Raw genomic sequence first — 23,614 nt, 5'->3', positions numbered from 1 at the left:
GGTCCGATCGTGTGGAGACGTGCGCGCGCCTCGTGCCGTGTCACCCGCCCGGATCACCGGACTCGGTCACCGGCCTACCGGCGCCAGGGGCCCGTCACCGCGAACGTCGTCCCCGGTGTGTAGCAGTTGACGTACATCGTCCGGCCGTCGGGCGAGAAGGTGACGCCGGCGAACTCGCCCCACTCGGGCTCCTCCGGCGTGCCGCCCGCCGCGGTGGCGGCCGATGCGATCGCCTGGCGTCCGCGCGCCATCGCGTAGACCTCGCCGCCGCGCGTCACCCCGAAGACGTGCTGGGCGCCGTTGCCGTCCTCGCAGACCATCAGGCCGCCGCTGGGAGCCAGGCAGATGTTGTCGGGGGACTCGCCCGGCAGCCGGACGTCCGTGTCCGGACCGAAGACGATCACCAGGGTCAGCCGGCGGCGGGCCGGGTCGTAGCGCCAGATCTGGCCGAAGTGGTCGGCCGCCGAGCCGTCCGTGCCGCGGGCGAACGACGACACGAAGTACACGCACCGCCCGCCCCAGTAGCAGCCCTCCAGCTTCTGCGCGTGCGTGATGCCCTGCGGGCCGAAGTCCTGCAGCCTGACCGGGGTCTCGACGGCCAGCGGGTCGGGTACGTCGACCCATTCGACGCCGTCGAAACTCGTGCCCGTCTCCTGCACCGACGACAGGTCCGGTACGCCCGGCACGCGCATCGCCTGGAGCCGGCCGCCCGCGCGCAGCGAGCCCACGCCGCCCAGCGGCTTCTCGGGCAGGAAGCGGTAGAACAGGCCGAAGGGCTTGAGGAAGGCGTCCTCCGTCTCGTAGACGATCCCCAGGTGCGGGTCGACCGCGATCGCCTCGTGCTGGAAACGGCCCATCGCGGTCAGCGGGACCGCCCCGGTGCGGCGCGGGTCGGACGGGTCGACCTCGAAGACGAAGCCGTGGTCCTTGGTGTAGCCGTTGGTGCCGGCCTTGTCCTCGGTCTCCTCGCAGGTCAGCCAGGTGTGCCACGGGGTGGGCCCGCCCGCGCAGTTGACGGCCGTACCGGCGATCGCGACCCGCTCGGCGAGCACCCGGTTGCCGGCGTCCAGTGTCAGGGCCGTGCAGCCGCCCTTGCCGGCCGGGTCGTAGGTCAGACCGTCCACGGTGGGGACCGCGTACCGGGCGGTGGGCCGGTTCTCGTGGTTGCGGACCAGGTGGACGCGGCCGTGGCGGCCGGGGAGGGCCGTCATGCCGTCGTGGTTCGAGGGGACCGGACCCTCTCCCGAGCGCAGCGGGTCGCCCTCGCGGGACAGGACCCGGTAGCGGAAACCTTCCGGCAGGTCGAGCAGGCCGTGCGGGTCGGGCACGAGGGGGCCGTAGCCGCTGTGACCGAGGCTCTGGGCGGCGGCGGCCGTGCCGGGGAAGAGTTCGGACAGTGCCCCGGAGAAGGCGATGCCCGCTCCCAGGGCACCGGTGCGGGCGAGGATCTGACGACGGGTCGCGGACATGGGGTGACCTTCCTGCTGGCGGACAGGGGCGGTGACCCCGCCGTGTCTATCACCCGGCGCGCGCCTCGGGAACCACGCGCGTAGCTCGTGTCACCGCTCCACCGGTGGGGGAGACGGCGAGGACTCGGTTCGTGGCTGCGGCTGTGGCTGCTGCTGGGGCTGTTGCTGGGCGCGCTCCAGGAAGCGCAGCAGTTCCACCGGGAACGGCAGCACGAGCGTGGAGTTCTTCTCGGCGGCCACCGCCACCACCGTCTGCAGGAGGCGGAGCTGGAGCGCCGAAGGGGTGCCCTCCATCTGCTGCGCCGCCTCGGCGAGCTTCTTCGACGCCTGCAGCTCCGCGTCCGCGTTGATGATCCGGGCCCGCCGCTCACGGTCGGCCTCCGCCTGACGGGCCATCGAGCGCTTCATGGTGTCGGGCAGCGACACGTCCTTGATCTCGACCCGGTCGATCTGCACGCCCCAGCCCACCGCCGGGCTGTCGATCATCAGCTCCAGACCCTGGTTGAGCTTCTCCCGATTGGAGAGCAGGTCGTCCAGTTCGCTCTTGCCGATGATCGACCGCAGCGAGGTCTGCGCCATCTGCGAGACGGCGAAACGGTAGTCCTCGACGTTGACGATCGCCGCCGCCGGGTCCACGACCCGGAAGTAGACGACCGCGTCGACCCGCACGGTCACGTTGTCCCGCGTGATGCCCTCCTGCGCGGGCACGGGCATCGTCACGATCTGGAGATTGACCTTGCGCAGCCGGTCGACGAAGGGCACCACCATGGTGAAGCCCGGACTGCGCACCTGGCCCGCGACCCGGCCGAGCCGGAAGACGACCCCGCGCTCGTACTGCTTCACCACCCGGGCGCCCGCCACCACGTACGCGAACCCCGCGGCGCCGACCGCCGCGGCCGCCGTCAGCAGCTCCTCGACCATCACGACCTCCTCAGGCAGAGGTCCGACATGCCTGTCCTGCAAAGATAGGCCCGCCGCCGGGTCCGGGGCCACGTGCCGGGTCCCGGAACCGACGGCGGGCGGGGTGCGAACCCCCGGTGAGCCCGGCCTACGCGGCCATGGTGACCCGCACCGGTTCGGTGCCGGCGTCGCTGTGCCGGGCCGCCCAGTTCTCCAGCGCCGTACGGCAGGCGTGGTCGAGGTGGTGCAGACCGGAGAGGTCCAGCTCGACCGGGCGGTCCTGCGGCAGGGCCTCCAGGCTGTCCAGGATCTTCGGCAGCCGCAGGAAGGTCGCGTTGCCCGACAGGCAGGCCTGGACGGGTCCGGCGCCCTTGTCGACGACCTCCATCCTGATGTGCGAGGCCTCCCAGGCCGTCTTGACGACCGCCAGCGCGAGACCGATCAGGACGCCCTCGAACATGCTGACCGCGACGATCGACACGGCCGTGACGACCAGGATCAGCGCCTCGCCCCGGTGGTCGCGCCACAGCGACACGATCGACCGGACGGGGACGAGCTTGGCCCCCGCGTGCACCAGGATGCCCGCGAGCGCCGGGATGGGTATGTAGGCCAGCACGTTCGGCAGGAGCGCCGCGAACAGCAGCAGCCAGACGCCGTGCAGCACCCGGGACGCCTTGGTGCGCGCGCCCGCCTGCACGTTGGCCGCGCTGCGCACGATCACCGCGGTCATCGGCAGGGCGCCGAGCACACCGCAGAGGGTGTTGCCCGCGCCCTGCGCGATGAGTTCCTTGTCGTACTCGGTGCGCGGCCCGTCGTGCAGCCGGTCCACCGCCGCCGCGCTGAACAGCGACTCGGCGGACGCGATCAGCGTGAACGCCACGATCGTGCCGAGCAGACCGACGCCGGCGGCCCCGCCGAAGGCGTCCAGGGACGGCGGCTGGATCGAGCCGAGCAGGCCCCGCACCTCGACGGTGGCCACCGGCAGGTCCAGCACCAGTGCGGCGAGTGTGGCGAGACCGACCGCGGCGAGCTGGCCGGGCACCGTGCGGACCTTCGCCGGCAACCGCTTCCACACCACGAGGACGGCGACGGTGCCGGCGCCCAGGACGAGCGAGGCGAGCGCGGCGGTGCTGCCGAAGGCGCCCACGAGAGCCGCCGGCAGCCCGGCGATCTTCTCCAGGCCGGACGCGGGGGCCTTGGTGCCGACCAGCGAGTACAGCTGGCCGGCGATCAGCACCAGGCCGATCCCGGCCAGCATGCCCTCGACGACGGAGACCGAGATGGCCCGGAACCAGCGCCCCAGCTTCAGGGCGCCCATCGCGATCTGGAGCACGCCGGTGGCGAGCACGATCACACCGAGCGCGGGCAGCCCGAACTCCTGGACCGCCTCGAAGACCAGCACGGTCAGACCGGCCGCCGGTCCGGACACCTGGAGGCTGCTGCCGCGCATCAGGCCGGTGACGATGCCGCCGACTATGCCGGTCACGAGCCCCAGCTCGGCCGGGGCGCCGGAGGCCACGGCCACGCCGACGCACAGCGGCAGCGCGACCAGGAAGACGACGAGGGAGGCGGTGAAGTCCTCCTTGAGGTGGGGGAACCTGGTCATCGGGGTCCTCACAGGGCCTCGAAGGAGTCGGTGTCGACGCGGTGTTCGCGCACGGCACCGGTGTGCACCTCGTAGTACCAGCCGCGCACCCGCAGCCGGCCGTCCGCGAGCCGCTTCTCCACGCACGGGTAGGAGCGCAGCCGCAGCAGTTGCGCGAGGACGTGGTGCTGCACGGCCTGCGCGACGGCCGGGTCGCCTGCGTCGGCGGCCGCGGGTTCGCCGGCCGCGTGCGCGAGCCAGGCGCGCACGGCCGGGACGGCGTCGAGGTCGTCGCCGCGCACGAGCGCGCCGACGGCACCGCAGTGCGAGTGACCGCAGACGACGACGTCCTGGACGCCGAGCACCTCCACCGCGTACTCGATGGTGGCGGCCTCGCCGGTCGGGGGTTCGGAGACGTAGGGGGGAACGATGTTGCCCGCGGTGCGCAGCTCGAAGAGCTGGCCGGGGCGGGCGCCCGTGATCAGGGCGGGAACGACCCGCGAGTCGGAGCAGGTGATGAACAGGACGTCGGGGGACTGGCCCTCTGCGAGCTTGGCGAACTCCTCAGGGCGCTGTCCGAACGTACGGGCGTTGTCGATGAGGGGCTGCATGACTGGTGACTCCTCCTGGCGCGCGGTGGGGAGCGCGTCGGACGTGCAGGACAGGTGGGGAACTGCTGTTCTGCTCCGCTTCGGAGGCGGAAGACCGCTCTCGGCAGCGGAAGGCCGCTCTCAGCAGCGGAAGACCTGGAGGGCCGCCGGGGAGTGGGCCGCCGAGGATCTCGACCAGTGCCGGTGGAGGCCGACCGGGCCGGTGGGCCGGTGCCCGGCCGCCGGGTCCTGGACCGACCGGGGACGCTCGGACTGCTGCGGCGCCGGATCGGCGGTGACGGTGGCGCGGTGCCGGTCGCGCGGGCGCAGGGGGTCGAAGGGTTTCTCGGACCGGCCGCAGGGGCGGGAGGAGGAGATCTCGTCGCGCGCGGGTGTGGCGGAGAGCTTGATTCCGGGCTCGGCCTCGGCCTCGACATGACGGGCCGTGTACGCGTGTGCGAAGGAAGGGGCGAGTGTGAAGAAAGGGAGTGTCAGCAGGGCGGCGACGAGGAGCGAAACCACGGTCCTGGCCGTCGTGCCTCGGAACATGCGCCCCCTCCCGGCCGTTTCACGCCTCTAGTCCGGATCAACGGTTGGTCAACCACTGGTCAAGAAACACGTTAACCCTGCAAAGTTGTTTGCAGGGTTAACTCCGCGTTTCGAGATGAACTGCGCCTCAAAAACGAGGGTGGAGTGGCGCGAACCGGCCCCCGGCCGGGGTGGGCGGACGCTCAGGCGGGCTCGACGAGCCGCTTGGCGTCGCGGGCCAGCGCGGTGAGGCGGGAGATCGCCCGGAAGTACTTCTTGCGGTAACCGCCGTTCAGCATCTCGTCGCTGAACAGGCGGTCGAACGGCAGTCCGGAGGCCAGCACCGGGATCTCGCGGTCGTAGAGCCGGTCGGCGAGGACGACCAGGCGCAGCGCCGTGGACTGGTCGGGGACCGGCCGGACGTCGGTGAGACAGACCGCTTTCAGGCCATCGGTCAGCGCGCCGTAGCGGCTGGGGTGGACCCGGGCGAGGTGGTCGAGCAGGCGCGGGAAGTCGTCGAGCGAGGACCCGGCGGTGGCGTACGCCGCCTTCGTCACCTTTTCCTCGGAGTACGGCGCCGGCGCCTCGGGCAGGCCGCGGTGGCGGTAGTCCTCGCCGTCGATGCGCAGGGCGCGGAAGTGCGCGGACAGTCCCTGGATCTCCCGGAGGAAGTCGGCCGCCGCGAACCGGCCCTCGCCGAGCTTGCCCGGCAGGGTGTTGGAGGTGGCCGCGAGGGCGACGCCCGCCTCGACCAGCTTGCCGAGCAGCGTCGAGACCAGGACGGTGTCGCCCGGGTCGTCCAGTTCGAACTCGTCGATGCACAGCAGCCGGTGGCCGGAGAGGGTCCGTACCGTCTGCTGGAAGCCGAGGGCGCCCACCAGGTTGGTCAGTTCGACGAAGGTGCCGAACGCCTTCAGCGCGGGCTCGGCCGGGGTGGCGTGCCACAGGGACGCCAGCAGGTGCGTCTTGCCGACGCCGTACCCGCCGTCCAGGTAGACGCCGCGCGGGCCGGCCGGGACCTTCGGCGCCCTCGCCCGGCCCAGACCGAGGAACCCCCGTCTGGCGGAACCGGCGGCGTGCGCCCCGCCGAGACCCGCGGCGAAGTCCTCCAGGACCTCCACCGCCCGCGTCTGGCTGGGCTGGTTCGGGTCGGGGAGGTAGGTGCTGAAGCGCACCGAGTCGAACCGGGGCGGCGGCACCATCTCCGCGACCAGCCGGTCCGCGGGGACACGCGGCTCACGGGCGCAGAGGGACACGGGGGCCGCGTCGGCTGTCGGGTCGAGGCCGGGGGCGGGATGGGAGGACGACACGGTTCCCCATGGTAAGCGCCGTGTCACACTGCCTGGCATGCGACGGCTGTTCCCTGTGACCGACCAGACAGTGGCCGACCTTCCGGGCGAGGGGGGTGCGGCGACGGAGGCCCGCGAGTGGAGCCTCGACGAGATCGCCGACGCCTACGCCTATCCGGAGCCCGGCCCCGGCGGGCCCGCGCCCTGGCTGCGCGCCAACATGGTCTCCACCCTCGACGGGGCCGCCCAGCACGAGGGACGCTCCCAGCCCATCTCCCACGCGACCGACATGCGCGTCTTCGGCACCCTGCGGGCGCTCGCCGACGTGGTGATCGTCGGTGCCGAAACGGTACGCCGGGAGCAGTACCGTCCGGCACGCGCGCGTGCGGAGTTCGCGGCGCGGCGGGAGGCGGCAGGGCAGGGCGCCGCCCCGGCGATCGCGATCGTCAGCGCCGGCCTGGACCTGGACTTCTCGCTGCCCCTCTTCACCTCTCCGCTGGTCCCGACCCTGATCCTGACCGGCGCGGCGGCGGCACCCGGCCGGGTCGCGGCGGCCGAGGAGGCGGGCGCCCGGGTGGTGACCGCCGGGGACGGCGTGGGCGTCGACCCGGCGCGGGCCGTCCGGGCCCTCGCCGCCCTCGGGCACACCCGGCTGCTCACCGAGGGCGGTCCCCGGCTGCTCGGGCAGCTGGTGGCCGCCGGGGTGCTCGACGAGCTGTGCCTGACCGTCTCCCCGATGCTCACCGCGGGCGGCGCACAGCGCATCGCGGGCGGACCGGAGGTCGCCGTTCCGCAACGGTTCGCCCTGGTGTCGCTCCTGGAGGAGGACGGGTTCCTCTTCAGTCGGTACGGGCGGGTCCGGAGTGCCGGGCGGAAGGGGGCGTGACGGGGCGCCGCCGGGGAAGGCGGGGGCAACACCCCGGAGGCCGAATTCGGCGGAACCTTCCGTTCCGGTTGGCTTCGGATGGGCAGACTAGGACACGCAGACCCCGTGCGAGCACGGGGAAGGATGGTTTCCGCACCGGCCTGGACGGCCTGCGGAGGACTGAGGGCCACGGGGGTCCTCGAAGGAGAATGAGGCGCTGGTGTTCACAAGCGTTTTGATGATCGAGAAGGCCCTGACGTCCGCTGACGTGGAGTTCGTCACCACTTTGCACGGTGACGAGCCGGTCTCGTTCCACGTACTGCTCCAGCCGCGCGGCGATCAGGCGGACCGCTTGCTGCGGGCCATCGACGACGTCGCGCTCGGCGAGCTGGACGAGGCGGCCAAGGAGGGCGAGACGCCCGAGGGCGACGAGGCCAAGGGGTTCGGGGTCCGGGCCCTGGACGTGTCCCTGCAGGCCCTGCACGTCGCCGGCAACGAGGCGGTGGGGCGGCTGGTGGAGGACCATCCCCTGGACGCGCTGAAGACGCTCGTCGAGGAGACCGCGGCGGACGAGGTGATCGTCCTGACCGATCCGCACTACGTGGAGGAGTTCTTCCACCGCGACTGGGCGTCGAGAGCCCGTCACAAGGTGGGGGTGCCGGTGCTGAAGCTGTTCTCGCACAGCAAGGCGTGACTGCCGTCGGCTCGGCGGGGTGAGGGTGACCGGCGTCGGCCTGGCGGGGACGGTGCGCCGTGGGGTGCGGGCGGCCGGCGGTCGTCCGTGGCCGGTCGCGCGGTTCCCCGCGCCCCTGAGGCGGGTGTGGTGGGCCTCGGCCGCAGGGCGGGGCGCTCACCGCGCCCCTGGTCGGTCGTGGCCGGTTCGCGGAATAGGGTGGGGGCGTCACCGTCGTACCGCATCTGGGAGAGACACGCATGGCACCCGGCCTTCCTTCCGCCATGGACCGACCGCACTTCATCGGCATCGGCGGGGCCGGGATGTCCGGGATCGCCAAGATCCTGGCCCAGCGCGGGGCCGAGGTCGCCGGCAGCGACGCCAAGGAGTCGGCGACCGCCGAGGCACTGCGGGCGCTCGGGGCGACCGTGCACATCGGGCACGCCGCGGAGCACCTCGCCGACGACGCCAGCTGCGTCGTCGTGTCGTCGGCGATCCGCGCGGACAACCCGGAGCTGGCCCGCGCCGCCGAACTGGGCATCCCGGTGGTCCACCGCTCGGACGCCCTCGCCCGGCTGATGGACGGCCTGCGGCCGATCGCGGTCGCCGGCACGCACGGCAAGACCACCACCACCTCCATGCTCGCGGTCTCGCTGTCCGAGCTGGGCCTGAACCCCTCGTACGCCATCGGCGGCGACCTGGACGCGCCCGGCTCCAACGCGCTGCACGGCGACGGCGAGATCTTCGTCGCCGAGGCCGACGAGTCCGACCGCAGCTTCCACAAGTACGCCCCCGAGGTCGCGATCGTCCTCAACGTGGAGCTGGACCACCACGCCAACTACGCGTCGATGGACGAGATCTACGAGTCCTTCGAGACGTTCGCCGGGAAGATCGTGCCCGGCGGCACGCTGGTGATCTCCGCCGACCACGAGGGCGCGCGGGAGCTGACCCGGCGGGTCGAGGGCGTGCGGGTGGTGACGTACGGGGAGGCCGAGGACGCCGACGTGCGCGTGCTGTCGGTGGTGGCCCAGGGGCTGAAGAGCGAGGTCACCGTCCTGCTCGACGGGCAGGAGCTGACCTTCGCGGTCTCCGTGCCCGGCCGCCACTACGCGCACAACGCCGTCGCCGCGCTGGTCGCGGGAGTCTCGCTCGGGATCCCGGCCGCCGAGCTGGCGTCCGCCCTGGCCGCCTACACCGGCGTCAAGCGCCGCCTCCAGCTCAAGGGCGAGGCGGCCGGCGTGCAGGTCATCGACTCCTACGCGCACCACCCGACGGAGATGACGGCCGACCTGGAGGCGATGCGCGCCGCCGCGGGCGACGCCCGCATCCTCGTCGTCTTCCAGCCGCACCTGTTCTCCCGCACCCAGGAGCTGGGCAAGGAGATGGGGCAGTCGCTGGCCCTCGCGGACTCCTCCGTCGTCCTCGACATCTACCCCGCCCGCGAGGACCCGATCCCGGGCGTGACCAGCGAGCTGATCATCGACGCCGGCCGGGCGGCGGGCGCCGCCGTGACCGCGGTGCACGACAAGGACGAGGTGCCGTCCGTGATCGCGGGAATGGCCGGGCCAGGTGATCTCGTTCTCACCATGGGCGCGGGCGACGTGACGGACCTGGGCCCGCGCATCCTGGACCGTCTCGCACAGAAGTAGAGGGGTTGGCCTTCATGTCGTACGACGTCGAAAAGCCCGACGAGCAGTGGCGGGCGGAACTGACCCCGGCCGAGTACGCCGTGCTGCGCCGGGCCGGTACGGAGCCCGCGTTCACCGGTGAGTACACCGACACCAAGACGACCGGCGTCTACTCCTGTCGGGCCTGCGGCGCCGAACTGTTCACCTCCGACACCAAGTTCGAGTCCCACTGCGGCTGGCCGTCCTTCTTCGACCCGAAGGACACCGACGCGGTGGAGCTGATCCAGGATCGCTCGCACGGCATGGTGCGGACCGAGGTGCGCTGCGCGCGCTGCGGCTCGCACCTCGGCCATGTCTTCGAGGGGGAGGGCTACGCCACCCCCACCGACCAGCGGTACTGCATCAACAGCATCTCGCTGCGGCTGACGCCGACCGAGGGCTGACACCCACCGGCGCCCCGCGCCCGCCGACCCTCACAGCACCTTCCGCTGCACGAGCGCCGACAGCACCAGCATCCCCGGCAGCAGGGGGAGCCAGACCGTCAGGACGCGGTAGCCGACGACGGTGGTCGTGGCGAGGACGAGGGGGGTGCCGTAGCCGGCCAGGGTGAGGACCAGGGCCGCGTCGACCGGCCCGATGCCGCCGGGGGCCGGGACCGCGCCCGCGGCGGTGCCGGCGGCCAGGAACGCGAAGACCAGCTGCGGCCAGGACAGCGGGACGCCGAGCGCGGTGCCCACCGAGGCCACCACGCACGCCTGGAGCAGCGGTGCCGCCATCGCCCCTCCCCACAGGGGGAGGAGGCGGCCGGGGCGGGTGTGCAGGTGCCGGGCGTCGGTGAGGGCCGTCCTGACGAAGTCCGCCGCCGGGCGGCGCAGGTGCCGTACCCGTGCCAGGACGACCGCGGCCGAGGCGGGCACGAGGAGGACGCCTCCGACGGCCAGGGCCAGGGTCCGTCCGTCCGGGAGGATTGCCACGGGCGGTACGGCCGTGGGGGCGGCCAGCAGGAAGACGAGCAGGAGCGGGGTCTTCGCCGTGGCCCTGACCAGGGAGTACAGGGCGATCGAGGTGGTCGCGCGGGGGAGCGGGACGCCCTGGCGCAGCAGGAAGCGGACGGTGACCGCGTGGGCGCCGATGTTCGCCGGCAGCAGGTGGTTCGCGGCATCCGCGGCGACCTGGGAGGCGAGCAGCAGGCCCCTGGGCAGCCGGTCGGGGACCGCGCCCTGCCGGACACAGGCGGCGGCGACCCAGCCCAGGCAGGTGAAGACGAGCCCGGCCAGCAGCCACCACGGGTCGGCGGCGGCGAGGCGGGCGGCACCGTCGCGGACGGTGCTCCAGTCGACCGCCGCCCAGATCCCGAGCAGCAGGAGCGGGAGCAGGCTCGCGGCGCGGCGGGCGGTGGCGGAGCCGAGCGCGCGGCGGGCGGGGGAGACCGGCGGGGGACTGTCGTCGGCGCGGGGGAGCGGGGTGACGGGACCGTCGAGCGGCATCAGGGACACGGCGCACGGCGTCCTTCCGCGTCACGCCCGCGCGCGGCGGGGTGACGGATCGGGGCGGGCGCGTCCGGCCTGTTCCCGCCGCCCGCCCACCGGCCACGGCGACGGCCGCGGTCGGTGGGCGGGCGGGTGGCGGGCGGTGCGAACTCGGCGGGCGGGCCCTGCAGGGGGGAGGGGACGGGGGAAACGTTCCCCTCCGGTGTGACGGTGCGGTGTCCGCGAGCCGACGGTGTGCGGGCGGAGGGGCGACCGCGGTGCTGTGGGATGTCTGCCCGCCGCACGGGCCGCTCATCCACGGGGCGGCCGCCGAGGGGGGCTCGGCCCGCGCGCGGCCCCGTGCCTCACCGCACCGGTCGTAGCGGCAGGGTGAGGGTGAAGACCGTGCGCGCCGGGTCGTCGTCCAGGTCCAGGGTCCCCCCGTGGGCCTCGACCAGGGAGCGGGCCACCGCCAGGCCGAGGCCGCTGCCGCCGCGGTCCCGGCTGCGGGCCTTGTCGACGCGGTAGAAGCGGTCGAAGACGCGGTCGCGGTCGCCGGGCGGGATGCCGGGACCCTCGTCGACGACGCGCACCCGCACCGTGCGCGGGGCCGGCGACACCTCCACCGAGACCGGGGTGCCGGGCGGGGTGTGCACGGCCGCGTTGGTGAGGAGGTTGTCCAGGACCTGCCGGACGCGCTGCGGGTCCAGGCGCAGCCGTACCGGCGCCGGGCCCGGCGCCACCGTCAGCGGACGGCCGGGGTGACTCGCGCGGAACGCGTCGGCCGCCTGCTCGACCAGCTCCACCAGGTCCGCGTCCTCCGTCCGCAGCGGGGTCTCCACCTCCGCCGCGTCCAGCCGCGCCAGCAGCAGGAGGTCGTCGAGGAGCACGCCCATGCGGGCGGCCTCGGCACGCAGCCGGGCCAGGTGCCTGTCCCGTTCCCCGGGCTCGTTGGCGGCCGCGTACTGGAAGAGGTCCGCGTAGCCGCGCACGGACATCAGCGGGGTGCGCAGTTCGTGCGAGGCGTCCGCGACGAAACGGCGCAGCCGCTGCTCGGCCTCGGCGCGCACCGCGAGGGAGTCGTCGATGTGCTCCAGCATCGTGTTGAACGCGGTGCGCAGCTCCTCCACCTCCGGCCCGCCGCCAGGGGCGTCGGCCCGCACGTGCAGCCGCGACGCCGACTCGGTGAGGTCGTGCGAGGCGATGCCGTGCGCGGTGTGCGCCATGTCGCTCAGCGGCTTCAGGCCGCGCCGCAGCAGTGCCCGCCCGGCCACCACCAGCCCCAGCAGCGCCAGGCCGAAGGCGACGACCTGCACGGTGACGAGCCGCTCGATCGTGTCGTCGACGCCCTCCAGCGGCGCCGCGCTGACCAGCACCACACCGGGCCGGACCTCGCAGGCCCGCAGCCGGTACACGCCCTCGCCGTCGAGCCGCACGGTGCGCAGCAGCTCGGTGTCCGAGCGCGCCATCGCCTCGGCGAACCGGGTGAGGGGGCGGATGTCGTGCGGGATGTCGGCGGGCTGCCGCAGCACGGCCGAGCCGCCCGACACGTCGTACACCGCGGAGAACCAGCCCCAGTACGGTTTCTGCGTCACCGTGCCGTGCGCCGCGGCGTCCTTGGACTGCACGGTCTGGACGACCTTCATCTGGTAGCCCAGCTGGTGCTCCAGATAGTCCCGCATGTACGCCGTCAGCGCCGTGCCGACCACCGCGAACACCACCAGCGACAGCACGCCCAGGCCGAGCGCGAGCCGGGTGCCGAGCCGCAGCCTGCGGTACGCGTCCCGGGCCCGGCGGATCACTCGGCGGCCTGCCGGACGACGTACCCGAACCCGCGCACCGTCTGGATCAGCGGTTCGCCCGTCGCGTCGAGCTTGCGGCGCAGCCGGCTGACCACCAGCTCCACCACGTTGGAGCGGCCCCCGAAGCCGTACTCCCACACGTGGTCGAGGATCTGCGCCTTGGTGAGGACCGTCGGCGACTTGCGCATCAGGTAGCGCAGCACCTCGTACTCGGTCGGGGTGAGCGTCAGCGTGCTGTCGCCGCGCCGCACCTCACGGGTGTCCTCGTCCATCGACAGGTCCCCCACCCGCAGCACCGACCGCTGGAACGCCGGACCCGCGCTGCGGCGCAGCACGGTCCGCAGCCGTGCCATCAGTTCCTCGACCGCGAACGGCTTGACCAGGTAGTCGTCACCGCCGCGGGTGAGCCCCGCGACCCGGTCGGCGACCCCGTCGCGGGCGGTGAGGAACACCACCGGCACCATCGTCCCGGAGCGGCGCAGCCGGTCCAGGACGCCGAAGCCGTCGAGGTCGGGCAGCATCAGGTCGAGCACCACGATGTCCGGACGGAACTCCGCGGCGCGCCGCAGCGCCTCCTCGCCCGTGTTCGCGGTGACCGCGTCCCAGCCCTCGTAGCGGGCGACCGTCGCGACGAGATCGGCTATCGGCGGGTCGTCGTCCACCACCAGGAGTCGTACTTTTTCCACTCGCTCATACTGCGTCACGCGCTCCGCGGCACCGGGGCCCGGAGGCCCGCGGGCCGACATCGATATCCTCTTGAAAGTTGTACGACAGGGTATCGACAGCAACGGGCGGCAAAGCTCGGTGTCCTGAGGACCCGATCAAGGAGTTTCCGTCCGTGACGACCGTCCAGTCGCCCCCCGTACCCCCCACGGCGATACGCCCCGCGGTCGTGGCCCGCACCGGTCTGTACGCCGTGCCGGCCGCGAACGCGGCCGTCGTGACCCTCTTCGCCGTCCAGGCCGGCTTCGCCTCCAACGCCCTGCTCGTGCTCGGCCGCTTCGTCGGCCTCTACGCCGCCCTGCTGATGGCGTTCCAGCTGCTGCTGGTCGCCCGGCTGCCCTGGCTGGACCGCCGCATCGGCATGGACCGGCTCACCGACTGGCACCGCTGGACCGGCTTCGGCCTGCTGTGGACGCTGCTCGGGCACGTCGTCCTCGTCACCTTCGGCTACGCCCGGTCCTCCACCATGGACCCGGTCAGCCAGCTCGTCGACCTCGCCGAGACCGTCGAGGGCGTGTTCCGCGCGGTCGTCGCGCTCGGCCTGATCCTCGTCGTCGGCGGCGTCTCCGCCCGCTGGGCCCGCCGCCGACTGGCCTACGAGACCTGGCACTTCATCCACCTCTACACCTACGTCGCCGTGGTGCTGGCCTTCACCCACCAGGTCGCCGCCGGTACGACGTTCACCACGTCGTCCGCCGCCACGGCGTACTGGTACACCCTGTGGGGCGTCGCCCTCGGCTCGGTGTTCACGGGCCGGCTCGCGCTGCCGCTGTACCGCAACCTGCGCCACCGGCTGCGCGTCGAGGCCGTCGTCCCCGAGTCCGACGACGTCGTCTCCGTGTACGTCACCGGCCGCGACCTGGACCGGCTGCCGGCCCGCGCCGGCCAGTTCTTCCTGTGGCGGTTCCTCACCCGGGACCGCTGGTGGCAGGCCAACCCGTACTCCCTGTCCGCCGCGCCCGACGGCCGCGGCCTGCGCCTGACCGCCAAGGCCGCCGGCGACGGCTCCGCGGCACTGCGGCACCTGAGGCCCGGCACCCGCGTCTTCGCCGAGGGCCCCTACGGCGCGTTCACCGCGATGCACCGCACCCGGCCGGAGGCCGTGCTGATCGCCGGCGGCGTCGGCGTCACCCCCGTCCGGGCCCTGCTGGAGGAACTGCACGGCCACGCCGTCGTCATCCACCGCGTCAACTCCGAGCGGGACGCCGTCCTCCACGACGAGCTGCGCGACCTCGCCCGTCTCAAGGGCGCCGAACTGCACCTGGTCACCGGGCCGCCCGTGCCCGACCGGCTGGCCCCCGGCGAACTGCTGCGCCTCGTGCCGGACATCGCCGGCCGGGACGTGTTCCTGTGCGGACCGCCCCCGATGATGAACGCCGTCCTGGGCAGCCTGCGCGCGCTGGGCGTGCCCCGGACGCAGATCCACTTCGAGCGCTTCAGCCTGGCGGGATGAGAGAGACATCGTGAAGCGAGCACTGCCTGTCCTGGTCCTGTCCGTCGTCGGACTCGTCCCCGTCTGGCGTTACCAGCCGTCGACGGGGACCGCGTCCACGGAGGTCGCCGCACCGGCGTCGACGCCCTCCGTCCCGTCCTCCGGTGCCGTCGTCGTCAGGGGCACGACCGTGCGCACCGAGAAGGGCGACGTGCAGGTGGAGGTCACCTTCGAGGGGGACGAGATCACCGCGGTGCGGATGCTGAAGCAGCCGGACCATCCGCAGACGACGGCGGCCGTGCCGACGCTGGTCTCGGAGACGCTGGAGGCGCAGAGCGCGGACATCGACACGGTGTCCGGTGCGACGCTCACCAGCGAGGGCTACAAGGAGTCCCTCCAGGCCGCGATCGACGCGAAGGGCGCCTGACGTGCACCGCGTCGAACACGTGATGGGGTTCCCGGTCTCCCTGCGCGTCGACGGCCCGGACGACACCGGTGCGGTGGCCGAGGCCGCGGACGCCGTGTTCACGTGGCTGCGCGAGGCCGACGAACGGTTCAGCCCGTTCAAGGAGGCCAGCGAGGTGTCCCGGTACGGCCGGGGCGAGCTGCCCGCCTCCGGGCTCGGCGCGGACCTCGTGGAGATCCTCGGCCTGTGCGAGCGGTACCGGGTGGCCACCGGCGGCGCCTTCGACGCCCGGCTGCCGGGACGGGGGTTCGATCCCTGCGCGATCGTGAAGGGCTGGTCGGTGCAGCGGGCCGCGGAGCGGCTGGCCGCCGCCGGGGCGGGGCGGTTCTGCCTCAACGCCGGGGGCGACGTCGTCGTCCGCGGCGGCCCGTGGCGGGTGGGCGTACGGCACCCGGAGATCGCCGACAGGCTGTGCACGGTGCTGGAGCTGACCGACGGGGCCGTGGCGACCTCCGCGCGCTACGAACGCGGCGACCACATCGTCGACGGGCGCACCGGGCGGGCGGCGACCGGACTGCTGTCCGTCAGCGTCGTGGCGGCCACGCTGACGGAGGCGGACGCGGTGGCGACCGCCGCCTTCGCGATGGGCGCGGCGGGCGTCGAGTGGGCGGCGGGCCTGCCGGGGTGCGAGGTGTACGCGGTGGACGCAGGGCGAAGTGTCCTGCGCACGGCCGGATTCCCGTCCGTGCGGGTGGGGGCGGGGGCGGCGTGAGCGTGGGGGTGGGGGTGTCGGTCGTCGCGGTCTGGGCGCTGGGCTGGGGCGCGGCGGTGGCGGCGTGGGCGCTCCCGCGACCCCGCCGCGCCGTCAAAACCCCCGCAACACAAGCGGTCTAGACTCTCCCCGCAACGGGCTCGGAACCTGCGTGGTCGAGAGCGGGCAGAAACGGCCAGACCCGAAGGGTGTTCGGCGCTTTGATACGGATAGATTCAGTCACCAAGCGGTATCCGGACGGAACGGTGGCCGTCGACCGCCTCTCCCTCGAGATACCGGACCGTGCCATCACCGTCCTCGTCGGCCCCTCGGGATGCGGCAAGACGACGACCCTGCGCATGATCAACCGGATGGTCGAGCCGAGCGAGGGCAGCATCCTCATCGACGGCGTCGACAGCCGCCGGCAGCCGGTCAACACCCTGCGCCGTTCGATGGGTTACGTCATCCAGAACGCCGGACTCTTCCAGCACCGCACGATCATCGACAACATCGCCACCGTGCCGCGACTGCTCGGCTGGAGCAAGGACAAGTCCCGTGCCCGCGCCCGTGAGTTGATGGACCGCGTCGGTCTCGACGCCTCGCTCGCCAAGCGCTACCCCTACCAGCTCTCCGGCGGACAGCAGCAGCGCGTCGGCGTCGCGCGCGCCCTCGCCGCCGACCCGCCGGTCCTGCTGATGGACGAGCCGTTCTCCGCCGTCGACCCCGTCGTCCGCAAGGGGCTCCAGGACGAACTCCTGCGCATTCAGGACGAGTTGGGCAAGACCATCGTCTTCGTCACGCACGACATCGACGAGGCCGTCAAGATCGGCACGATGGTCGCCGTCCTGCGCACCGGTGGCCGGCTCGCCCAGTTCGCGCCGCCCGCCGAACTCCTGTCGAGCCCCGCCGACGCGTTCGTCGAGGACTTCCTCGGCGCCGACCGCGGCATCCGGCGCCTGTCGTTCTTCTCCTCCGCGGGGCTCGACCTGCTCACCGCGCCGATCGTCGCCGTCGACGCCTCCGCGCAGCAGATCGCCGCCCGCGCCGGCGCCGGAACGCCCTACCTCCTCGTCACCGACGTCGACGGCAGGCCCCTCGGCTGGAGCGAGCCGGACCGGCTCACCGCGGGGCACGTCGACGCGAGCCGCCTGCTGTCCCACGGGCGGCCGTTCGTCGTCGGACAGGACTCGCTGCGGGCCGCCCTCGACTGCGCCGTGCTCTCGCCCACCGGCTGGGCGGTGGCCGTGGACGGCGAGGGGCGGGCGGCCGGGGTCGTCTCCCAGCAGGCCATCGGCGAGGCGATCCGCGGCGCCCACGAGGACAGCGCCGCCCAGCCCAAGGCCCTGCGATGAACGGCTTCTTCGACATCCCCAGCGACCTCCAGCACAGCTGGTGGGGACTGATCGGACTGCACCTGCGCGAGGCGCTGCTGCCCGTCCTGGCCGGCCTGCTGCTCGCCCTCCCGCTCGGCCAGCTCTGCGTGCGGCTGCGCTGGTTGTACGCGCCGGTGCTGTGGGTGACCACCGTGCTGTACGCCATCCCGTCGCTGGCCTTCTTCGTCGTGCTCATCGACTACACCGGCCAGACCGAGCTGACCGTGATGATCCCGCTGACCGTCTACAGCCTGGTCGTCCTGGTCCCCGCCATCGTCGACGCGGTGCGCTCGGTCCCGCAGGAGACCCTCGCCGCGGCCACCGCCATGGGCTTCGGGCCGGTACGCCGCTACCTCCAGGTCCAGTTGCCGATCGCCGTGCCCGCGATCATCGCCGGACTGCGGGTGGCCACCGTGTCCAGCATCAGCCTCGTCAGCGTCGGCACCCTCATCGGCAACCAGGGCGCCCTCGGCAACCTCCTGCACGACGCCACCATCTACAACCGTCCCGAACTCGCCTGGAACGCCGTCATCACCATGGCCGTCCTGGCGATGCTCGCCGACGCCGCGCTGGTCGGCGTACGCATCCTGCTCACCCCGTGGATGCCGAGCGGCGCCGGACGCCGCACGACGCCCGGATCCGCCGGGACCCGGCCCGTGCCGGCCGAACCCGCCATCGAGGACGCAGCCCGGTGAACGTACTCCACTTCGTCAGCGCCTTCTTCGGCGACAGCGCCCACTGGCAGGGCTACGACGGCATCCCCACCCGCCTGGGCGAGCACCTCGGATACACCCTGGAAGCGCTCTGCCTGGCCGCCCTGATCGGACTGCCGGTCGGCCTGCTCACCGGTCACTACGGCCGCGGCGGCAACGCCCTCTCCCTGATCGCCACCGCCGGACGGGCCCTGCCCACCTTCGGTCTGCTGGTGCTGATGACGATGCTGATCGGCTTCGGCATGCTGCCCGTGATGATCCCGCTGGTCGTCCTCGCCGTCCCGCCGGTGCTGGTCACCACCTACGAGGCGATGCGCTCCGTCGACCCGTCCCCGGTGGACGCCGCGCGGGGCATGGGCATGGCCGAGACCCGGATCCTGCTCCAGGTGGAGCTCCCCGTGGCCCTCCCGCTGATCCTGGGCGGCCTGCGCTCGGCCGCCATCCAGATCGTCTCCACCGCCACCATCGCCGCCTACGTCAGCCTCGGCGGCCTCGGCCGCTACATCATCGACGGCCTCTACCAGCGCGACTACGAGAAGGTCGTCGGCGGCGCCACCCTCACCGCCGGCATGGCCCTGGCCACCCTGGCGGTGTTCTGGGCGGTCGCCAGGGCGACGGTGTCACCGGGGGTGCGCAGAAGCGCGTAGCGCCCGGCCGGTTCCCGCTCCCCGGCCGGTTCCCGCTGCCCGGCCGGGGAACGGGAACCGGCCGGCCCCGGGGGCGGCCGTCACCCCTGCGACCGGGCCAGCGCCTGCTCCAGGACCACCAGCAGCGCGTCCCGCACCGAGCCGCGCTCGCGGGCGTCGAAGACCAGGACCGGGACGCCCTCGGACACGTCGAGGGCCCAGCGGACCTCGTCCAGGCCGTGCTCGACCCGACCGTCGAAGGCGTTCACCGCCACGGCGAACGGGATCTGCTTGTGCTCGAAGTAGTCGACGGCGGCGTAGCAGTCGTCGAGGCGGCGGGTGTCGACGATGACGAGACCGCCGACCGCGCCCTCCACGATGTCGTCCCACATGAAGCCGAACCGCTCCTGTCCCGGCGTGCCGAACAGGTACAGCTTCAGGGTCGGGTCGATGGTGATGCAGCCGAAGTCCATCGCGACCGTGGTGGTGGTCTTGCGCGGGGTGTGGCTGAGGTCGTCCACCCCCGCCGCCACCTCGGTGATGGCCGCCTCGGTGGTCAGCGGCTCGATCTCGGAGATCGCGCCGACGGCGGTGGTCTTGCCCACGCCGAAGCCGCCCGCGATCACCAGTTTCACCGGCAGCGGCGGCCGTACGGCGGCCTGACCGGCGAAACGGCCGACAAGCGGTTCAGTCGGAGTCACGGAGTACCCCCCGGGAGTCGGGGATGGCCCGCAGGCCATCGATAACCCTGCGCAGGACGGACGCGTCATGGGTGACGCCGGAGTCGGGCACGTGCACCGACAGCTGCCCGGCCGCGCGCAGATCCTCGGCGAGGACCCGCACCACGTTCAGGTGCAGCCGCAGCCGGGCCGCGATCTCCGCGATCGACTGCGGCTGCCTGCACGCGGCGACGATGTCGTGCTGTTCGAAGGAGAGCCGGTCGAGCTCGGCGAGCCCGGCGGCGGTGGCCACCAGCTGGGTCTCCACCGGCATCGGCCGGCCGGCCGCGGCCTCGCCCGAGCCCGCGACCCGGCCGGCGGTGACCAGGAAGGGCCGGACGGCGGACGCCGGGCCGACGGGTGCGACGCCGTCCTCGCCGGCGCCGCGCGGTGTGCGGCCGTCCGCCATCGGTGGTGGGTTTCCTCTCTGGACCGGCGGCGGACGCTCAGCGCGACCTGGTGGCGCCGACGCTGTTCTTCAGCTCCAGCACCAGCTGCGGGCTGAGCGCGGCACCGGCACGGTTGGCGAACACGGTCATCTCGTAGGCGATGTTGCCCAGCTTGGCCTCCTTGTCGGTGACCACGCCGAGCACGGCGCCGCTGCCGATCGCGGAGACCAGCACATGGCCGCCCTCCAGATCGATGATGACCTTGTTCAGGCCGCCCAGACCGTAGTTGCCGGAGGCGCCGGCGGCCAGGCTGGTGATGCCGGAGACGATCGCGGCCAGCCGCTCGGAGTCGGCGTGCTCGCGCAGCTCCGACACGGCGATCAGCAGGCCGTCGGTGGACACCGCGATGGCGTCCACGACCCCGGCCGTCTCGTTGGCGAAACGGTTGAGCAGCCAGGTGAAGTCGGCTGCGGCCGCCCGCAGGTCGGTCGGCGTGGCGTCTCCCGCGGGAGTGCCTCCTGTCGACGTGCTCACTGCTCGGCTCCTTCCGGAAGGTGGTTCTGGCGGTGCATGGTGTTCCGGTCGTCGGTGGGGCGGTCGGTCGTACGGTCGTCGCGCTCGGCGTCACCGGGCGGTGCGCAACCGTCGTCGGGGAGGGGATGCTCGCCGGTGTCGCGGTGGGCGCGTTCCACGGCCGCCTCGAACTCCTCCAGCGCGCTGCGGACGGCGTCCGCGTCGGCGGGCGGGGGCGCCGACCGCCGCGCGGCCTGCGAGGCGGCGGCCTCCGCGGTGGTCCGCAGCGTGGCCCCGCGGACCCGGCGCCGGAGGGGGCGGGCGCCGTCGTGCGCGGGATCCGCCGCCGGGCGGGGCGCGTCCTCGCCGTCGTGGGTGCGGGCCGCGGGCTCCTCGGCGCCCGGCGCGGTGTCCCCGGCACGGGGCGCCGGGCGTACGGCACCGTCGGCCGGCCCGGCGGCGGAGGGCTGGGCGACGGCGTGCGGCGCGGGCTCCGCCGTACGGTCGTGGACCGTCGGCTCCTCGGTACGGGGTTCGGGGACGAGCGGGGACCTGGCCTCCGTCTCCGCTTCTGCCTCGGTCCCGGCCGGCTCGCGCCGGGGGACCCGGCGGGGGAGCGGTGCCGGGTCCTCGCTGTCCGTCGCCGCCCAGGCCGGCACGGAGGCCGCCCGGGAGGGGCCGCCCGCAGGGACCGGCGCGGCTGGGGAGTCCGGCGTACCCGGCCGGGCGGCGGCCGTCGTACCGGGCGCCGTACCCGTCGTCCTGCCGGACGGGAGCGCCACCGTCGCGGGCGCCGCCCCCTGGAGGGCCGTGCCGATCGGTGTCAGGAGCAGACCGGAGGGGATGGCGACCTCCGCCGTCACGCCGCCGCCCGGGGTGCGGGTCAGGGTGACGTCGATCTCCCAACGGCGGGCCAGCGCGCCGACCACGAACAGGCCGAGCACCTTGGTCGGGACGAGGTCGAGGCGTTCGCGGCGCACCAGGCGGGCGTTCTCCTCGGCGAGCCGTTCGGCGCTCATGCCCAGCCCGTGGTCGGCGACGGTGATCGTCGCGCCGTCGTCGCCGGGCCGGACCCGGACCTCGACGGGGCTGCCCTCGGGGGAGAACGACACGGCGTTCTCGACGAGTTCGGCGATCATCAGGGTCAGGTCGCCGATGATGTCGGGCTCGACCATGACCTCGGTGCCGGCGTACAGCTGCACCCGCTGGAAGCCCTCGATCTGGCCGAGGGCGGCGCGGACCACGTTGGTGAGCGCGGCCGGGCCGGAGTCGAGCACGGTCTCGCGGATGCCGGCCAGCAGCATCAGGCTGTCGGCGTTGCGGCGCAGCCGGACCGCGATGTGGTCGATGGAGTAGAGGCGTTCGAGCAGCGCCGGGTCGGTCTCGCCGCGTTCCACGGCGTCGATCAGCGCGAGCTGGCGGGTCGTGAGGTTGCTGACGCGGCGTCCCACGTTGCCGAACATCTCGGCCACGTTGCGCCGGCTGAGCACCTGGCGCTCCAGCAGCGCGGCCGCGGTCTTCTGGACGTCGTTGAAGGCCTCGGCGAGCGCGCCGATCTCGTCGTCGGCGGTGACCGGCAGCTCGCGCAGCCGCGGCGGCCCGCTCTCCTCGGCGTCGTCGTCGGCCACCCGGGCCAGTTCGCGCCCGGCGACGTCGGCGACCTCCTGCGCGGCCCCGGTCAGGGCCAGCACCGGGCGGATCACGGAGCGGCGCACCAGCGCGGCCAGCGCGATCCAGGTGACGAAGCCCAGGAGCGCCAGGGTCAGCAGCAGGGCCGCGCGCCACTCGGCGGCGGCGTCGGCGTCGTCGGCGCGGTCGGCGATCTGGTCGATGAGCGAGCCGGTGATCCGCAGCCGGGTCTCGGCCTGCTCGTTGTAGCGGTGGTAGGAGTCCAGCGCCTCGCGGAACGCGACGCGGATCTCGCTCTTGGACTCGGCCTGCAACGCGCTCGGGTCGACGGCGAGTTCGGCGTAGTGCTGACCGATGACCGCCTGCGCCGAGTTGTGCTCGATGTCCCCGAGCAGCTCCGTCTGCGCCTCGGTGGCGAAGCGGGCGAAACGTTCTGCCTGGTAGGTGTACAACTCGTGGGAGCCGACCGCGCCGGTGAACTCGATGAGGGCGTTGCTGTCGCCGGTCCGCGCGGAGAACACGCCGGTCTCGTAGGCGCCGTGGGCGGCGTCGGCCCGCAGCAGCGAGTCGAGCAGGTTGCCGGTGAAGGTGGTGGCGAGGGCGGTGTTGCGGTCCAGGCCGAGGCCGTCGATGAGGCCGTCGGCGGCGCCCGAGTACGCCGGGTCGATGTTGTCGGCGGGCAGGTACCCCTGTTCGATGGTGTCCCGCAGGCCGGCCAGGCCCTCGATCTCGCGCAGCGCCTGCGCCTCGGTGTCCGGCAGCCGGTCGCCGAAGGTGTCGCGCACCGTCTGGACCTGCGCGTCGACGGCGAGCTGGGCGACCCGGTAGGCGGAGGTGGAGGGCGTGCCCCCGTCGAAGGACGCCTCGTACCGCACGGACAGCAGGACGGCCTGCTGGTGCTCGGCCTGCACGTCGGCGACCAGCTGGGCCACCTCGGCGCTGTCCCGGACCAGTTGGGCGGCCGACTCGGCGTGGTCGGACTCCTCCACCAGGTCGGTGATGACCCACGTCAGCAGCAGGGCGATCACCGCCAGCGGGACGCCGACGAGGATGTTGAGCTTGCGCTGGAAGGGCCACCGGTCGGCGAAACCCCGCAGACCCCGGCGTACGGACGAGACCGCCGGCCGTCGGGGTCCCCCCTGCCCGTGCCGCTCGTGCGAAGCCGGGCGACGGGGGGAGGACGCGTCCACCTCGGTCGTGGACACCAGGCGGCCCCCTTCATGAGGTCGTGCGCACCGCGCGACGCACGCTTCTGTCCGATTCTGATCGACGTTCCCGGCAACCCGGCCGGGCGCGTGACCGCACCACGCATGGTGCGCCACGGCACCGGAAGCGGCCCCCGCACACCGCTGTGACCGACGCCGACTTCGGCGAGACTATCGCCTCCGCGATCGATCAAGTGCGTGGCCCTACGTCAAGAATCCATTACAAAGCGCCGTCCCCAGGGTGTCGTACTGGCCTTTTCTCCTTCACGAACCATCACAACCGGTCGCGCATCGAAGCCAATCGGTGACCCGGCGGCACTTGACTCACCGAGAACGC

The 23,614-nt window shown here is 73.2% G+C and carries 23 protein-coding genes; 10 read left to right on the top strand and 13 right to left on the bottom strand.

Going from position 1 to position 23,614, the window contains the following annotated elements:
* Positions 1 to 74: 74 nt before the first annotated feature.
* The 6 genes from AB0N31_RS24045 to zapE all read right to left on the bottom strand — a co-directional run bounded on the left by AB0N31_RS24045 (position 75) and on the right by zapE (position 6,382).
* Complete coding sequence (locus tag AB0N31_RS24045; RefSeq protein ID WP_366060460.1) at positions 75 to 1,469, bottom strand: alkaline phosphatase PhoX; 1,395 nt, start codon at positions 1,467 to 1,469, stop codon at positions 75 to 77.
* Between the two features lie 90 nt (positions 1,470 to 1,559).
* On the bottom strand, positions 1,560 to 2,390 hold the full coding sequence (locus AB0N31_RS24040; RefSeq protein WP_366060459.1) for a slipin family protein: 831 nt from the start codon (positions 2,388 to 2,390) through the stop codon (positions 1,560 to 1,562).
* A gap of 127 nt (positions 2,391 to 2,517) precedes the next feature.
* Positions 2,518 to 3,975, bottom strand: coding sequence for a SulP family inorganic anion transporter (locus AB0N31_RS24035; protein WP_366060458.1), 1,458 nt, complete (start codon positions 3,973 to 3,975; stop codon positions 2,518 to 2,520).
* A gap of 8 nt (positions 3,976 to 3,983) precedes the next feature.
* Positions 3,984 to 4,565 carry a carbonic anhydrase gene (locus AB0N31_RS24030; RefSeq protein ID WP_366060457.1) on the bottom strand — a complete coding sequence of 194 codons (582 nt, stop codon included), beginning with the start codon at positions 4,563 to 4,565 and terminating at the stop codon, positions 3,984 to 3,986.
* A 120-nt stretch (positions 4,566 to 4,685) separates the two neighbouring features.
* Positions 4,686 to 5,093: a hypothetical protein gene (locus AB0N31_RS24025; RefSeq protein ID WP_366060456.1), complete on the bottom strand. Its 408-nt coding sequence runs from the start codon at positions 5,091 to 5,093 to the stop codon at positions 4,686 to 4,688.
* Positions 5,094 to 5,275: 182 nt separating this feature from the next.
* Entirely contained in the window at positions 5,276 to 6,382 is a 1,107-nt protein-coding gene (gene zapE, locus AB0N31_RS24020; RefSeq protein ID WP_366060455.1) for a cell division protein ZapE, read from the bottom strand.
* Positions 6,383 to 6,419: 37 nt separating this feature from the next.
* Between zapE and AB0N31_RS24015 the strand changes: the two genes are divergently transcribed.
* The 4 genes from AB0N31_RS24015 (at position 6,420) to msrB (ending at position 9,970) form a co-directional block, all read left to right on the top strand.
* Complete coding sequence (locus AB0N31_RS24015) at positions 6,420 to 7,247, top strand: pyrimidine reductase family protein (RefSeq protein WP_366060454.1); 828 nt, start codon at positions 6,420 to 6,422, stop codon at positions 7,245 to 7,247.
* Between the two features lie 199 nt (positions 7,248 to 7,446).
* Positions 7,447 to 7,920 carry an indole-3-glycerol phosphate synthase gene (locus AB0N31_RS24010; RefSeq protein ID WP_366060453.1) on the top strand — a complete coding sequence of 158 codons (474 nt, stop codon included), beginning with the start codon at positions 7,447 to 7,449 and terminating at the stop codon, positions 7,918 to 7,920.
* Between the two features lie 239 nt (positions 7,921 to 8,159).
* On the top strand, positions 8,160 to 9,548 hold the full coding sequence (gene murC, locus AB0N31_RS24005; RefSeq protein WP_366060452.1) for a UDP-N-acetylmuramate--L-alanine ligase: 1,389 nt from the start codon (positions 8,160 to 8,162) through the stop codon (positions 9,546 to 9,548).
* A gap of 14 nt (positions 9,549 to 9,562) precedes the next feature.
* Positions 9,563 to 9,970, top strand: a complete 408-nt coding sequence (gene msrB / locus AB0N31_RS24000) for a peptide-methionine (R)-S-oxide reductase MsrB (RefSeq protein ID WP_366060451.1) — start codon at positions 9,563 to 9,565, stop codon at positions 9,968 to 9,970.
* A 30-nt stretch (positions 9,971 to 10,000) separates the two neighbouring features.
* Here the strand turns inward: msrB and AB0N31_RS23995 are convergent, their stop codons facing one another.
* The 3 genes from AB0N31_RS23995 to AB0N31_RS23985 form a co-directional block, all read right to left on the bottom strand.
* Positions 10,001 to 11,023: a lysylphosphatidylglycerol synthase transmembrane domain-containing protein gene (locus AB0N31_RS23995; RefSeq protein ID WP_366060450.1), complete on the bottom strand. Its 1,023-nt coding sequence runs from the start codon at positions 11,021 to 11,023 to the stop codon at positions 10,001 to 10,003.
* Between the two features lie 338 nt (positions 11,024 to 11,361).
* On the bottom strand, positions 11,362 to 12,798 hold the full coding sequence (locus tag AB0N31_RS23990) for a HAMP domain-containing sensor histidine kinase (RefSeq protein ID WP_366060449.1): 1,437 nt from the start codon (positions 12,796 to 12,798) through the stop codon (positions 11,362 to 11,364).
* Complete coding sequence (locus AB0N31_RS23985) at positions 12,795 to 13,484, bottom strand: response regulator transcription factor (protein WP_366060448.1); 690 nt, start codon at positions 13,482 to 13,484, stop codon at positions 12,795 to 12,797. Before AB0N31_RS23985 ends, AB0N31_RS23990 begins: the two co-directional genes overlap by 4 nt.
* A 152-nt stretch (positions 13,485 to 13,636) precedes the next feature.
* Between AB0N31_RS23985 and AB0N31_RS23980 the strand changes: the two genes are divergently transcribed.
* From AB0N31_RS23980 to AB0N31_RS23955, 6 genes are all read left to right on the top strand, one after another.
* Complete coding sequence (locus AB0N31_RS23980) at positions 13,637 to 14,974, top strand: ferredoxin reductase family protein (RefSeq protein WP_366060446.1); 1,338 nt, start codon at positions 13,637 to 13,639, stop codon at positions 14,972 to 14,974.
* A gap of 10 nt (positions 14,975 to 14,984) precedes the next feature.
* The gene (locus AB0N31_RS23975) at positions 14,985 to 15,380 is read left to right on the top strand and encodes an FMN-binding protein (protein WP_366060445.1); all 396 of its coding nucleotides are present in this window, start codon (positions 14,985 to 14,987) and stop codon (positions 15,378 to 15,380) included.
* A 1-nt stretch (position 15,381) separates the two neighbouring features.
* Positions 15,382 to 16,131, top strand: coding sequence for an FAD:protein FMN transferase (locus AB0N31_RS23970; protein ID WP_366060444.1), 750 nt, complete (start codon positions 15,382 to 15,384; stop codon positions 16,129 to 16,131).
* A 200-nt stretch (positions 16,132 to 16,331) separates the two neighbouring features.
* Positions 16,332 to 17,462, top strand: a complete 1,131-nt coding sequence (locus tag AB0N31_RS23965) for an ABC transporter ATP-binding protein (RefSeq protein ID WP_366060476.1) — start codon at positions 16,332 to 16,334, stop codon at positions 17,460 to 17,462.
* Complete coding sequence (locus tag AB0N31_RS23960) at positions 17,459 to 18,178, top strand: ABC transporter permease subunit (protein WP_366060443.1); 720 nt, start codon at positions 17,459 to 17,461, stop codon at positions 18,176 to 18,178. The genes AB0N31_RS23965 and AB0N31_RS23960 overlap by 4 nt, the downstream gene beginning before the upstream one ends.
* Positions 18,175 to 18,843: an ABC transporter permease gene (locus tag AB0N31_RS23955; protein WP_366060442.1), complete on the top strand. Its 669-nt coding sequence runs from the start codon at positions 18,175 to 18,177 to the stop codon at positions 18,841 to 18,843. The genes AB0N31_RS23960 and AB0N31_RS23955 overlap by 4 nt, the downstream gene beginning before the upstream one ends.
* Before the next feature lie 80 nt (positions 18,844 to 18,923).
* On the opposite strand, the gene AB0N31_RS23950 is transcribed toward AB0N31_RS23955, so the two are convergent.
* From AB0N31_RS23950 to AB0N31_RS23935, 4 genes are read right to left on the bottom strand one after another with little or no spacing between them, the layout of a single operon-like run.
* Positions 18,924 to 19,523 carry an ATP/GTP-binding protein gene (locus AB0N31_RS23950; protein WP_366060441.1) on the bottom strand — a complete coding sequence of 200 codons (600 nt, stop codon included), beginning with the start codon at positions 19,521 to 19,523 and terminating at the stop codon, positions 18,924 to 18,926.
* The gene (locus tag AB0N31_RS23945) at positions 19,510 to 19,950 is read right to left on the bottom strand and encodes a DUF742 domain-containing protein (RefSeq protein ID WP_366060440.1); all 441 of its coding nucleotides are present in this window, start codon (positions 19,948 to 19,950) and stop codon (positions 19,510 to 19,512) included. The genes AB0N31_RS23950 and AB0N31_RS23945 overlap by 14 nt, the downstream gene beginning before the upstream one ends.
* A gap of 37 nt (positions 19,951 to 19,987) precedes the next feature.
* Positions 19,988 to 20,464 (bottom strand): roadblock/LC7 domain-containing protein, encoded by a 477-nt coding sequence (locus AB0N31_RS23940; protein ID WP_363090448.1) that lies wholly within the window; start codon positions 20,462 to 20,464, stop codon positions 19,988 to 19,990.
* On the bottom strand, positions 20,461 to 23,277 hold the full coding sequence (locus AB0N31_RS23935) for an ATP-binding protein (RefSeq protein ID WP_366060439.1): 2,817 nt from the start codon (positions 23,275 to 23,277) through the stop codon (positions 20,461 to 20,463). Before AB0N31_RS23935 ends, AB0N31_RS23940 begins: the two co-directional genes overlap by 4 nt.
* Positions 23,278 to 23,614 lie beyond the last annotated feature (337 nt).

The sequence above is a fragment of the Streptomyces sp. NPDC051051 genome (assembly GCF_040682975.1).
Classification (GTDB): Bacteria; Actinomycetota; Actinomycetes; order Streptomycetales; family Streptomycetaceae; genus Streptomyces.
Note: the sequence above shows the minus strand (reverse complement) of the source record. Positions and strands in the feature narration are given on the sequence as shown.